The organism is Pantoea sp. App145, assembly GCF_047947045.1.
Classification (GTDB): domain Bacteria; phylum Pseudomonadota; class Gammaproteobacteria; order Enterobacterales; family Enterobacteriaceae; genus Pantoea.
The window spans coordinates 2,083,499-2,096,676 of record NZ_CP133290.1; the positions used below are offsets into that span (position 1 = coordinate 2,083,499).

Sequence of the window (13,178 nt, forward strand, 5' to 3'; positions counted from 1 at the left end):
CGTTATTTGTAACAAACGTTCAGAGATCAACCATTGATTTGCGCATGCATTTCCTGCACCGAAATCACCTTCTCGGTTGGATCTGCGTTCAGCGCCATCGCGGTGGCAAAACCGCCGTTCAGGGTAGTGTCGTAGTGAACTTTGTATTGCAGCGCACTGCGGCGAATCAGTTTGGAATCTTCAATCGCCTGACGACCTGCGGTGGTGTTAACGATATAGGTGTACTCACCGTTCTTCAGGCGATCCTGAATATGCGGACGGCCCTCGTGCACCTTGTTCACCAGGCGCGGGTTAATCCCGGCTTCACCCAGCACCACTGCCGTTCCATGCGTCGCGTCCAGCTCGAAACCAAACTTCAGCAGTTTCGCAGCGAGGTCAACGATACGCTTCTTATCGCCTTCACGTACCGACAGCAATGCACGGCCTGATTTCTTCATGTTGCTCTGCGCACCCAGCATCGCTTTAGCGAAGGCTTCAGCGAAGGTACGACCAACACCCATCACCTCACCGGTAGAACGCATTTCCGGGCCGAGGATCGGGTCAACGCCCTGGAATTTATTGAACGGCAGCACCACTTCTTTCACGGAGTAGTACGGCGGAATCACCTCTTTGGTGACGCCCTGCTCAGCCAGCGTTTTACCGGCCATCACACGCGCTGCCACTTTCGCCAGTGGGACACCGGTCGCTTTAGAGACGAACGGTACGGTACGTGCCGCACGCGGGTTCACTTCAATCAGGTAAACCTCGTTGTCCTTCACCGCGAACTGCACGTTCATCAGACCACGCACGTTCAGTTCGAACGCCAGTTTTTCCACCTGCTGACGCATCACGTTCTGGATATCAGCATTCAGGGTGTAAGCCGGCAGTGAACAGGCTGAGTCACCGGAGTGCACGCCTGCCTGCTCGATGTGTTCCATGATGCCGCCAATCAGCACACGCTCACCGTCGCAAATCGCATCCACATCCACTTCTACCGCGTCGTCGAGGAAACGGTCCAGCAGTACTGGTGCATCATTAGAAACTGATACCGCCGTCTGGAAGTAGCGCTTCAGGTCAATTTCGTCGTAAACAATTTCCATCGCCCGGCCACCCAGTACGTAGGATGGGCGAACCACCAGCGGATAGCCGATGCCGACCGCTTTCTCTACCGCCTGCTCCAGCGTGCTGACGGTGGCGTTGGCCGGTTGTTTCAGGTTCAGACGCTCAACTGCCTGCTGGAAACGCTCACGGTCTTCCGCACGGTCAATCGCATCCGGGCTGGTGCCGATAACCGGCACACCTGCCGCTTCCAGCGCGCGCGCCAGTTTCAGCGGAGTCTGACCACCGTACTGCACGATCACGCCTTTAGGCTGCTCGATACGCACGATTTCGAGTACGTCTTCCAGCGTTACCGGCTCGAAGTAGAGACGGTCAGAGGTGTCGTAGTCAGTTGAGACAGTTTCCGGGTTACAGTTAACCATGATGGTCTCAAAACCATCTTCACGCAGCGCCAGCGCCGCATGGACACAGCAGTAGTCAAACTCAATGCCCTGGCCGATACGGTTCGGACCGCCGCCCAGCACCATGATTTTGTCGCGATCCTGGTTCGGATTGGCTTCGCACTCTTCTTCATAAGTCGAGTACATATAAGCAGTGTCAGTGGCGAACTCTGCTGCACAGGTATCGACACGCTTATAAACCGGGTGCAGATTGAACTGCTGACGCAGTTTACGGATTTCACCTTCTGCAACGCCAGCCAACGCTGCCAGACGCGCGTCGGCAAAACCTTTACGCTTCAGTGCACGCAGGAAGGCAAAGTCCAACGCCTGCACACCTTCACGCGCCACCTGCTCTTCAAGACGAACCAGTTCTTCAATCTGCACCAAGAACCAGCGGTCGATATTGGTCAGGTTGAAGACGCCATCAACGGACATGCCCGCACGGAACGCATCCGCGATGTACCAGATACGGTCGGAACCGGCATCCTTCAGCTCGCGACGGATACGGGTCAGTGCTTCGGCATCGTCCAGGTTCACTTTCGGGTCGAAACCGTTGGCACCCACTTCCAGACCGCGCAGCGCTTTCTGCATCGATTCCTGGAAAGTACGGCCAATCGCCATCACTTCACCGACAGATTTCATCTGGGTAGTCAGGCGATCGTTGGCACCCGCGAACTTCTCGAAGTTGAAACGAGGAATCTTGGTGACAACGTAGTCGATGGACGGCTCAAACGAGGCCGGGGTACGACCACCGGTGATGTCGTTCATCAGTTCGTCGAGGGTGAAGCCCACCGCCAGTTTCGCTGCCACTTTAGCAATCGGGAAGCCGGTTGCTTTGGAGGCCAGCGCCGAAGAACGTGACACACGCGGGTTCATTTCGATGACGATCAGGCGACCATCTTTCGGGTTAACCGAGAACTGCACGTTGGAACCGCCCGTTTCAACGCCGATTTCACGCAGTACTGCCAGCGAGGCGTTACGCATGATTTGATACTCTTTGTCGGTCAGGGTTTGGGCCGGGGCCACGGTGATGGAGTCACCGGTGTGGATCCCCATCGCATCGAAGTTTTCGATGGAGCAGACGATGATGCAGTTGTCGTTTTTATCACGCACCACTTCCATCTCGTACTCTTTCCAGCCAATCAGCGACTCGTCAATCAGCAGCTCATTGGTCGGCGACAGATCCAGACCGCGTTCGCAAATCTCTTCAAATTCTTCACGGTTATACGCGATACCGCCACCGGTGCCGCCCATGGTGAAAGAAGGACGGATAATGCACGGGAAGCCAACGTCTTCGGCCACGGCCAGCGCTTCTTCCATGGTGTGCGCGATACCCGAACGCGCGGTATCCAGACCGATGCTTTTCATCGCCACGTCAAAACGACGGCGGTCTTCGGCTTTATCAATGGCGTCGGCGGTGGCACCAATCATGGTCACACCGAACTCTGCCAGCACGCCCTGACGTTCCAGCTCCAGCGCACAGTTCAGCGCTGTCTGGCCACCCATGGTCGGCAGCACCGCATCCGGGCGCTCTTTTTCAATGATTTTGCGTACCACTTCCCAGTGAATCGGCTCGATATAGGTAGCATCGGCCATTTCCGGGTCGGTCATAATGGTTGCCGGGTTAGAGTTCACCAGAATGACGCGGTAGCCCTCTTCACGCAGCGCTTTACACGCCTGCGCACCGGAGTAGTCAAATTCACATGCCTGGCCGATAACGATCGGACCTGCGCCAAGGATCAGGATGGATTTTATGTCTGTACGTTTTGGCATCGTTAGCTCCTGATTACTTCGCGTTAGAACGGTAGGCTTCGATCAGTTCGATAAAGTGATCGAACAGCGGTGCTGCATCGTGCGGGCCTGGGCTGGCTTCCGGGTGCCCCTGGAAGCTAAAGGCCGGTTTATCGGTACGGTGAATGCCCTGCACGGTCTGGTCGAACAGTGACACATGGGTCACACGCAGATTTGCCGGTAAGTTGCTTTCATCAACGGCGAAACCGTGGTTCTGTGCGGTGATCATCACGGTATTGTTGTCGAGATCTTTGACCGGATGGTTACCACCATGATGGCCCAGCTTCATTTTGACGGTCTTCGCACCGCTCGCCAGCGCCAGCAGCTGATGGCCGAGGCAGATGCCGAATACCGGAATGTCGGTATTCAGGAAAGCCTGAATCGCGTTGATAGCGTAGTCACACGGCTCCGGGTCACCCGGGCCATTGGAGAGGAAAATGCCGTCCGGATTCAGCTTCAGTACCTCTTCCGCCGAAGTTTGCGCCGGAACCACCGTCAGGCGGCAGCCGCGATCCACCAGCATACGCAGAATGTTGCGCTTGGCGCCAAAATCGTAGGCGACAACGTGTAACGGTAATTCTTCTGCGGATTTTTGCTCCGGCAGGTCGCCCTGCAGCGTCCAGCTCCCCTGCTGCCAGGCATAGGTTTCAGCCGTCGTCACTTCTTTTGCCAGGTCCATACCTTTCAGACCCGGGAACGCCTGCGCTTTTTGTAACGCCAGCGCGGCATCCGGATTGTCACCGGCGATGATGCAGCCGTTCTGTGCCCCTTTTTCACGTAGCAGACGCGTCAGCTTGCGGGTATCGATATCGGCAATGGCGACGATGTTGTTGCGCTGCAAATAGGCTGACAGGCTTTCTTCACTACGGAAGTTGCTGGTAATCAGCGGCAGATCGCGAATAACGAGGCCCTGAGCATGAATTTGGCTGGATTCTTCGTCGGCGGCGTTAGCGCCAACATTGCCGATATGGGGATAAGTGAGGGTGACGATCTGGCGGGAATAGGAGGGATCAGTGAGGATTTCTTGATAACCGGTCATTGACGTGTTGAAAACGACCTCCCCCACTGCCGATCCCGTTGCCCCGATGGCCCGACCGTGGAATTGGGTTCCGTCTTCCAGAACCAAGAGCGCTGACTTAATCAAAACATCCTCCAGGGAATAAACAGTCACAATATTTGCATATTAATTCAAAATACTGTCCTGAATCAATGCAAAAACCGCCTGACTGGTCGATTTTTGGCAAATTGCGCGCATTCTAATGATCGACCTGCACCTTGTCTACCCTGAGACGGTATTTTTTTGCTTTTTTCGGGCAACTGAATGTTAAAATCCACAATAAGCGACAAAAGAGCGAGACAACTGGGAAAAATAAACGGTTGCGAGGCGGAAATAATCTTAAAAGGGTGCTAGCGGGAGAAAATTTTTGACCAAATGGTCAAAAATGATGATTTACAGGATGAAAAACGATCACAAACACAGTAAAAAACACACTTCAAACCGAAACAGATGCATAATCGTCATTTAAAGATAAAATAAAGGGCAATAATAATATTGCCCTATTCAATCAATGTCTTACCGATTGAAATAACCACATCACGATGGTTCACAACACTCACAACATCGATAAATCCAGCACATCACGCATATCATAAAGGCCAGATTTCTTGTCTTTAAGCCAGAAAGCAGCTTTAACAGCTCCATTTGCAAAGGTCATGCGGCTGGAAGCCTTGTGGGTAATCTCTACGCGTTCGCCAATATCTGCAAACATCGCGGTATGCTCGCCGACGATATCGCCTGCACGGACGGTAGCGAAACCGATGGTCTGCGCTTTGCGCTCACCGGTATGGCCTTCACGCGCGTAGACCGCGTGCTCGTCCAGTTTCCAGTCCATCGCTTCGGCAATCGCTTCACCCATTGCCAGCGCCGTCCCTGATGGTGCATCAACTTTGTGACGGTGATGCGCTTCAACGATTTCAATATCAGCGTAATCGCCCATCACTTTCGCCGCTTGTTTCAGCAGCTCCAGCACCAGGTTTACGCCCACGCTGAAGTTTGCGGCGAACACGATGCCAATCTCTTCCGCCGCCGCGCGAATCGCTGCTTTACCGGCTTCATCAAAACCGGTGGTGCCAATCACCATCGCTTTCTGATGCTGACGGCAGAAGGCCAGGTACTCCAGCGTGCCTTCCGGGCGGGTGAAGTCGATCAGCACGTCAAAATCATCTACGACCTGCTGTAAATCGGCGGTGACCAACACCCCGGTTTTACCGATGCCCGCCAGTTCACCGGCGTCGCTGCCGATCAGCGATGAACCGCTGCGTGCCAGCGCGGCACCTAATACTACGCCTTCCGCCTGCTGCGCAGCCTGAATCAAATTGCGTCCCATACGACCCGGCGCACCAACAATAGCAATGCGGATTTCACTCATATTTATTCATTCCTGATACAAAACTATGCATGCAAAGCGCAAACAGGTTAACGGTGAGATAACAGTCACGCCACAATAAAAAAGGGATAATAAGAATTTTATGCCAGCCGCGTCAGATTATCAGTAAAAGCAATCTCACCAGGTGGAAATAGGTCTGAGCGGATGATGTAACGGCGCGATTTATCGCGCCGTTACCAGGAAGGGGTTACTGCACGTTGCGCACGTCGACGCGCAACTCTTTCGGCACTTCAAACACGATGTTTTCTTCACGGCCAATCAGCTCGATCGCCGCTTCACCGCCTAACTCGCGCAGACGCTGAATCACCTGCTGCACCAGAATATCCGGCGCAGAAGCACCCGCCGTCACGCCAATGGTGGTCACGCCTTTTACCCACTCTTCCTGAATATCGTCGGCAGAATCGATCAGCTTTGCCAGTTTACCGGCACGCTGCGCCAGTTCGGCCAGACGGTTGGAGTTGGAGGAGTTTTTCGACCCGACGACCAGCACCACTTCAGCGTCGCGAGCCAGCACACGCACCGCTTCCTGGCGATTCGTGGTGGCGTAGCAGATATCATCTTTACGTGGACCGATGATCGCCGGGAAACGCTGACGCAGCGCGTCAATCACGTCGGAGGTATCATCCACCGACAGTGTGGTCTGGGTCATAAAGCACAGGTTGCTTTCATCTTTGACATGCAGTTTAAACACGTCTTCCGGTGATTCCACCAGATACATGCCACCGTTGGGGTTGTTGTACTGCCCCATGGTGCCTTCCACTTCCGGATGCCCCGCATGGCCAATCAGGATGGCTTCAACGCCTTTACGGCTGGCGCGCGCCACTTCCATATGCACTTTGGTCACCAGCGGACAGGTGGCGTCAAACAGCATGGTCAGGTTACGCGCCTTCGCTTCGGCACGAACCGCCTGCGACACGCCATGGGCAGAGAAGATGAGAATGGCATCATCCGGCACTTCACTGATTTCTTCGATAAAGATAGCACCGCGCTCGCGCAGGCTGCTCACCACATAGCGGTTATGCACCACTTCATGGCGAACATAGATAGGCGCGCCGTACATTTCCAGCGCGCGCTCCACGATACTAATGGCGCGATCCACGCCTGCACAGAAACCGCGTGGGTTAGCTAACAGGATTTGCATCGCTGGCCTCCAGCACCGGATCGATCTCCAGCACTTCAATCTCAAACTGAATGCGCTGCCCCGCCAGCGGATGGTTGAAATCCACAGTGATCGAATCACCAGAGATTTCACGGATCACCCCCGGCATCTCGCTGCCACCCATGCCGCTGAACAGCATAATGGCACCGACTTCCGGCTCTCCCGCATCGATAAAATCACGACGGGAGAAGTATTGGATCAGGTCCGGGCTGATGCCACCAAAGGCATCCTCCGGCGCCAGGGTAAAGCCGTGCTTGTCGCCGACTTTACGCCCCAGCAGTTCCTGCTCCAGCGCTGCCGACAGGCTACCATCGCCCAGACGAAACAGCGCGGGTTTGCCGTTGGCGCGCGTTGATTCCGCTGTCGAGCCATCTTCCAGCTTCAGCGTAAAATGCACCAGCAGGGCGCTATCGCGCTGTACAGTGTCTGTCATCATTTACCCTTAATCTTTAACCTGTTTGCCTTTCGGGCTAAAGAAGCCCTCCAGCACCACCAGCGCCGCGCCGATGCAGATCCCGCAGTCGGCAATGTTGAAGGTCGCGAAGTGCCAGTCACCGATATAGAAGTCGATAAAATCGACCACGAACCCGTGGTAAGCACGATCAAACAGGTTACCTAATGCCCCGCCGATGATCAGCGCGTAAGCAATATTGGTTAACTTGTTGCGGGCAGGATTGCGATACATCATCACCAGTAACGCAACCACAATGGCGATCGCGATCCCAGCAAAGAACCAGCGCTGCCAGCCGCCTTTGTCTGCCAGGAAGCTGAACGCCGCGCCATAGTTGTGCGCGTAGAACAGGTTCAGGAACGGCATCAGCGACCGCGTTTCGTGCAGCATCATGTTATTCATGACCCACAGCTTACTGGCGAAGTCGACAACAATCACCACCAGCACCAGCCACAGCCAGCGCAATCCGGTTGAGAAAATAGCTTTACTCATCAGGCAAACTTACGCTCTTCGCCGTTACCGGCCACGTTGGTGTAACAACGTCCGCAGACCGCCGCGTGCTCCGGGTTCTGACCAACGTCGGTAGTGTAATGCCAGCAGCGTGGACATTTCTCGCCTTCTGCTTTATGCAACGCGATTTTCAGACCTTTCAGCAATTCGCTCTGCTGTGCTTCGTCGCTCGCCGTAACGTAATCCGCCACGGTGGCACCGGAGGTCAGCAATACAAAGCGCAGCTCATTGCCCAGCGCCTGCAGTTTGGTCGCCAGTTCAGCATCCGCGTACAACGTAACCGTTGCTTCCAGCGAGCCACCGATACGTTTATCGCCACGCGCCTGTTCAATCACCTTGTTCACTTCACCGCGTACTTTCAGCAGTTCAGCCCAGTACGCATCATTCAGCGCTTCGTCTGCCGCCAGACCAAACAGGCCGTCGTACCATTCTTCGGTAAACACGTATTGCGCACGATCGCCCGGCAGGTAACCCCAGATTTCATCTGCAGTGAAGGACATGATCGGTGCCATCCAGCGAACCAGCGCTTCCACGATGTGCCACAGCGCGGTCTGGCAGCTGCGACGCGCCAGGCTATCGCCCTTCGCGGTGTACTGACGGTCTTTGATGATGTCGAGGTAGAACGACCCCATCTCAATCGAGCAGAACTGCATCAGACGCTGGATAACTTCATGGAAATCATAGTTAGCGTAGGATTCCACGATATCCGCCTGCGCAGCCTGTGCACGGCCTACGGCCCAGCGATCCAGTACCACCATCTCTTCCGGGCTGACTTTATCGGTCGCCGGATTGAAGCCGCTCAGGTTAGCCAGCAGGAAACGTGCGGTGTTACGGATACGACGATAGGCATCCGCTGAACGCTTCAGGATCTCATCGGAGACCGCCATCTCACCGGAATAGTCGGTTGAAGCCACCCACAGACGCAAAATGTCTGCGCCCAGCTTGTCCATCACATCCTGCGGTGCAACGGTGTTGCCGATGGATTTCGACATTTTGCGGCCCTGACCATCCACGGTAAAACCGTGCGTCAGTACCTGGCGATACGGCGCTTTGCCTTTCATCGCGGTCGAAATCATCAGTGAAGACATAAACCAGCCGCGATGCTGATCCGAGCCTTCCAGATACATATCCGGGCTATGGCCTTCAAATTCCGGGCGGGCATCAACCACGGCATAGCTGGTTGATCCGGAATCGAACCACACATCCAGCGTATCCGGCACCTTGGTGTAGTTGTCAGCGTCGTCGCCCATCAGATCGCGCGGATCGAGATCCCACCACGCCTGAATACCATCCTGTTCCACACGCTGAGCCACTTTCTCCATCAGCTCCAGCGTATCCGGGTGCAGCTGCTCGGTCTCGTTATGGACGAACAACGCCATCGGCACACCCCAGGTGCGCTGGCGGGAGATACACCAGTCCGGACGGTTGGCCACCATCGCTTCGATACGCGCCTGGCCCCAGTCCGGGATCCACTGCACGCCTTTGATCTCTTTCAGCGACTGCGCACGCAGGCCTTTCTGATCCATGCTGATAAACCACTGCGGCGTCGCACGGAAGATGATCGGCGTTTTATGACGCCAGCAGTGTGGATAACTGTGCAGCAGTTTTTCCACATGCAATAGCGCGCCTTTTTCCTTTAGCAGCTCAACGATCATATCGTTGGCTTTAAATACGTTAACGCCGTCCAGCGTCGGGTAGGTGCCCGGCAGATACGCGCCATCCGGTCCAACCGGGTTAGCAGTTTCCAGACCGTATTTCTGACCAATCACGTAGTCATCAGGACCGTGACCCGGAGCGGTATGCACCGCACCGGTACCGGCTTCAAGGGTGACGTGTTCGCCCAGCACCACTTTCGACTGGATGTTTTCCAGGAAAGGATGCTGGAACAGTTGCAGCTCCAGCGCCGCGCCTTTGCACTCACCCAGCACGCGCCACTCGCTGATACCTGCGCGCTTCATCACGCTTTCTACCAGGTCTTTGGCGAGGATCAGGCTACGGCCTTCGATTTGCACCAGCTGGTATTCAAATTCCGGATGCAGAGAGATACCGCGGTTGGCTGGCATGGTCCACGGGGTGGTGGTCCAGATAACCAGAGAAACCGGGCCTTCAGACGCAGTGACGCCAAATTTGGCGCGTACCGCATCAGCATCCAGTGCGTTGAACATCACGTCGATAGATGGAGACGTTTTGTCGTAGTACTCGACTTCCGCTTCAGCCAGCGCCGAGCGGCAATCCAGACACCAGTGCACTGGCTTCGCGCCTTTATGCAGGTGACCATTGCCGATGATTTTGCCCAGCGCACGGATGATGTTGGCTTCAGTCTGGAAGTTCATGGTCAGGTACGGATGATCCCAGTCACCCAGCACACCAAGACGGATAAAGTCTTTTTTCTGTCCTTCCACCTGCTCCGCCGCGTATTTACGACAGGCTTCACGGAATTCCGCCGCGCTGACTTTCTCGCCCGGCTTACCAATCATCTGCTCAACTTTGTGTTCGATCGGCAGACCGTGGCAGTCCCAGCCCGGTACATAAGGCGAATCAAAGCCCGCCATGCCTTTCGACTTAACGATAATGTCTTTCAGAATCTTGTTAACGGAGTGACCAATATGAATGCTGCCGTTCGCGTAGGGAGGGCCATCATGCAGAATAAAGGTTTTTTTCCCTTTTTTGGCTTCGCGGATGATGCCGTACAGGTTGTCATCATACCAACGTTGCAGCATTCCCGGTTCGCGTTTAGCCAGATCGCCACGCATCGGGAACCCCGTTTCCGGCAAATTCAGGGTAGATTTATAGTCACTCATCAGATTCTCGGTTCCATATTTCGGTCATTAAACCGGTGTTTTTATACCCGCCATACTTCAGGTTGCAGGGTATAGCCCAAAAAATTGTCGGGCCGTCACCACATCTTTCGCTATTTGTTCTTTCAGGGCGTCCAGCGAGGCGAAACGCTGTTCGCTGCGAATCTTATGCCTCAGCACCACTTCAATGTGACGCCCATAAAGATTCATATTTGTGTCGAGCAGGTGAACTTCAAGCTGCTGACGCAGACCTTTTACCGTCGGGCGCGTACCAATGTTGGCAACGCCAGGGATAGGTTCGTCACCCAGACCCAGCACTTCAACCGCAAATACGCCTTTCACCGGCGTTACCGTGCGGCGTAAAGGGAGATTCGCGGTGGGAAAACCAATGGTGCGCCCCAGTGCATCACCGTGCACCACGCGGCCTGAAATGCTGAAGGGATGGCCCAGCAATGCCTGCGCCTGAGCAAAGTCATCCTGCGCCAACGCCTGCCGCACCGCGGTACTGCTGATGCGTATACCAACACCATCACAAAAAGTCTGGGTGCTGATAACATCAAAGCCATATTCCGTACCGGCTTTCTGTAATAACAGGAAATCGCCCTGGCGACCAGCACCAAAGCGGAAATCATCGCCGACTGCGAGGAATTTGACGTTCAGCTTTTCCACCAACAGTTCAGCGATAAAGCTTTGTGCCGAATGGGCAGCGAAGCGGCGATCGAAGCGCACACACAACACCTCATCCACACCTGCCTGCTGTAAATACTTCAGCTTTTCACGCAGACGCGTCAGGCGTGCCGGCGCTTTATCACCGGCAAACAGCTCCAGCGGCTGTGGTTCGAACAGCATCACTATCACCGGTAGCTGGCGCCTGCGGCCTTCTTCAATCAGTTCTGCCATCAATGCCTGATGGCCACGATGGAAACCGTCAAAATTACCAATGGTCAGGACGCAGCCGCGATGCTGCTCATTGAGATTGTAAATACCGCGGATAAACTTCATGGCTGACTCAAACCGGTGGAAATCGGCGGATTATACCCTTGAATAGCGTTCAGGTTAACCCGTATGCGTGCCTTTCCTGCTTCTGTTGCAGCTTAATCCGCGTGCAGGCAGGGGCTTAGGTGCGATCTTGAGAATTTTATTGCGAAATACTGTATTCAACGAGGTGATGCTGGTAGAATCTTGCGCCATCAATTACGTAACCGGGTGTCGTTTGTAAAACGACGCTTATTTGCACAAATCCATTGACAAAAGAAGGCACAAAAGGCATAGTCCTCGGCCTTTGATTTGTCCATATAGAACACATTTGGGAGTTGGACCTTGGCTAATATCAAATCAGCTAAGAAACGCGCCGTAACATCTGAGAAACGTCGCAAGCATAACGCGAGCAACCGTTCTATGATGCGTACTTTCATCAAGAAAGTATACGCGGCTATCGCAACAGGCGACAAAGCTGCTGCGCAGAACGCATTCAACGAAATGCAACCAATCGTGGACCGTCAGGCTGCTAAAGGTCTGATCCACAAAAACAAAGCTGCACGTCATAAGTCAAACCTGACTGCACAGATCAACAAACTGGCTTAATCGCCCGTCTGTTAATCGCTTTGTGAAAGAACCGGCGCTAAGCCGGTTTTTTTCTGCCTGTTATTTGCCGCTGAACAACGTGCTGAAGTCACCATGACAGATGCGCTGCACCGCCGGATGCTGAATCATACGCTCGGCAAAAATCACGTGATACTCCTCCATCACCGCGTCCAGACGCCCCATCTCCTGAATCGTATCATCGCGATAAATGGCATCACCGTAGAGCGTAGGGGCGACAAAAATCGCGTTATGCTGCGCACCAAACGCCTTCATTAATGCCGCATCATCAAACTCGCCAAGAATCTCAACCTGTAATCCCTGGCTGTGGATCCAGTTCAGCAGCTTACGCCCCAGCATGGAACGACGGCCTGGAATCAGCAAACGCCGCTGTTCCAGGCAGGCCGGGAAAGCCTGTTCCGGCCAGGGCGCGCTACACCAGAAGCTGACCGGACACTCACCCAATTTGACCGAAAACAGCCCCTCCTGCTGCGTCGAATCAATCGGGCAGTCGGAGACAATCATATCCAGCTTATGCTGACTCAGTTGCTCCAGCAGCAGCTCATGCGTCGATTCAAAGCAGCGCAGATGTATCTTCTCATCGGCCACTACCGCCGCCTCCAGCACCTTACTGACGAGTTGCTTGGACAGCGCATCGGCAATGCCGACATCAAACAGCAGATGGGACTCTTTGCGGTAGTTGACGATGTCGAGCATTTCCTGGCTCAGCATAAACATGCGATCGGCATAGCGAAACACCAGCTGCCCCAGCTCGGTTGGGACCAGCCCGCGTCCCTGACGGCGAAACAGTTTGCCTTGCAGACGGTCTTCCAGCGCCTTAATTTGCCCGGTGATGGTTTGCGGCGTGAGGAATAGCGCCTCCGCCGCACCGACAATCGAACCCTCACGGCAGACATGCCAGAAGTAATACAGATGGTTGTAGTTGATATGTGACATCTGCGC

Annotated in this window: 10 protein-coding genes; 1 reads left to right on the top strand and 9 read right to left on the bottom strand. The window is 54.6% G+C overall.

Annotated elements, in window-relative coordinates:
* Positions 1-26: 26 nt before the first annotated feature.
* From carB to ribF, 8 genes are all read right to left on the bottom strand, one after another.
* Complete coding sequence (carB, locus tag RCF31_RS09585; RefSeq protein WP_299457504.1) at positions 27-3,251, bottom strand: carbamoyl-phosphate synthase large subunit; 3,225 nt, start codon at positions 3,249-3,251, stop codon at positions 27-29.
* Positions 3,252-3,264: 13 nt separating this feature from the next.
* A complete protein-coding gene (gene carA, locus RCF31_RS09590) occupies positions 3,265-4,413 on the bottom strand; it encodes a glutamine-hydrolyzing carbamoyl-phosphate synthase small subunit (RefSeq protein ID WP_416413153.1) in 1,149 nt (382 codons plus the stop codon).
* A 469-nt stretch (positions 4,414-4,882) separates the two neighbouring features.
* Positions 4,883-5,698 (bottom strand): 4-hydroxy-tetrahydrodipicolinate reductase, encoded by an 816-nt coding sequence (gene dapB / locus RCF31_RS09595; RefSeq protein ID WP_299457508.1) that lies wholly within the window; start codon positions 5,696-5,698, stop codon positions 4,883-4,885.
* 205 nt (positions 5,699-5,903) lie between these two features.
* The gene (ispH, locus tag RCF31_RS09600) at positions 5,904-6,857 is read right to left on the bottom strand and encodes a 4-hydroxy-3-methylbut-2-enyl diphosphate reductase (protein ID WP_416413154.1); all 954 of its coding nucleotides are present in this window, start codon (positions 6,855-6,857) and stop codon (positions 5,904-5,906) included.
* Positions 6,838-7,308 (bottom strand): FKBP-type peptidyl-prolyl cis-trans isomerase, encoded by a 471-nt coding sequence (gene fkpB, locus RCF31_RS09605; RefSeq protein WP_084872576.1) that lies wholly within the window; start codon positions 7,306-7,308, stop codon positions 6,838-6,840. The genes ispH and fkpB overlap by 20 nt, the downstream gene beginning before the upstream one ends.
* Positions 7,309-7,317: 9 nt before the next feature.
* Entirely contained in the window at positions 7,318-7,818 is a 501-nt protein-coding gene (lspA, locus tag RCF31_RS09610) for a signal peptidase II (protein ID WP_416413155.1), read from the bottom strand.
* Positions 7,818-10,637 (bottom strand): isoleucine--tRNA ligase, encoded by a 2,820-nt coding sequence (gene ileS / locus RCF31_RS09615; RefSeq protein WP_416413156.1) that lies wholly within the window; start codon positions 10,635-10,637, stop codon positions 7,818-7,820. Before ileS ends, lspA begins: the two co-directional genes overlap by 1 nt.
* Before the next feature lie 57 nt (positions 10,638-10,694).
* The gene (gene ribF, locus RCF31_RS09620; protein ID WP_299457516.1) at positions 10,695-11,636 is read right to left on the bottom strand and encodes a bifunctional riboflavin kinase/FAD synthetase; all 942 of its coding nucleotides are present in this window, start codon (positions 11,634-11,636) and stop codon (positions 10,695-10,697) included.
* 318 nt (positions 11,637-11,954) lie between these two features.
* Between ribF and rpsT the strand changes: the two genes are divergently transcribed.
* Complete coding sequence (rpsT, locus tag RCF31_RS09625) at positions 11,955-12,218, top strand: 30S ribosomal protein S20 (protein ID WP_208713961.1); 264 nt, start codon at positions 11,955-11,957, stop codon at positions 12,216-12,218.
* A 60-nt stretch (positions 12,219-12,278) separates the two neighbouring features.
* Here rpsT and nhaR read toward each other — a convergent pair whose 3' ends face one another.
* Positions 12,279-13,172: a transcriptional activator NhaR gene (nhaR, locus tag RCF31_RS09630; RefSeq protein WP_084872563.1), complete on the bottom strand. Its 894-nt coding sequence runs from the start codon at positions 13,170-13,172 to the stop codon at positions 12,279-12,281.
* Positions 13,173-13,178: the final 6 nt, after the last annotated feature.

Coding starts and splice junctions, on each gene's coding strand:
- carB (WP_299457504.1), bottom strand. CDS start 3,251: ATGCCAAAACGTACAGACATAAAATCCATCCTGATCCTTGGCGCAGGT.
- dapB (WP_299457508.1), bottom strand. CDS start 5,698: ATGAGTGAAATCCGCATTGCTATTGTTGGTGCGCCGGGTCGTATGGGA.
- ispH (WP_416413154.1), bottom strand. CDS start 6,857: ATGCAAATCCTGTTAGCTAACCCACGCGGTTTCTGTGCAGGCGTGGAT.
- fkpB (WP_084872576.1), bottom strand. CDS start 7,308: ATGACAGACACTGTACAGCGCGATAGCGCCCTGCTGGTGCATTTTACG.
- lspA (WP_416413155.1), bottom strand. CDS start 7,818: ATGAGTAAAGCTATTTTCTCAACCGGATTGCGCTGGCTGTGGCTGGTG.
- ileS (WP_416413156.1), bottom strand. CDS start 10,637: ATGAGTGACTATAAATCTACCCTGAATTTGCCGGAAACGGGGTTCCCG.
- ribF (WP_299457516.1), bottom strand. CDS start 11,636: ATGAAGTTTATCCGCGGTATTTACAATCTCAATGAGCAGCATCGCGGC.
- nhaR (WP_084872563.1), bottom strand. CDS start 13,172: ATGTCACATATCAACTACAACCATCTGTATTACTTCTGGCATGTCTGC.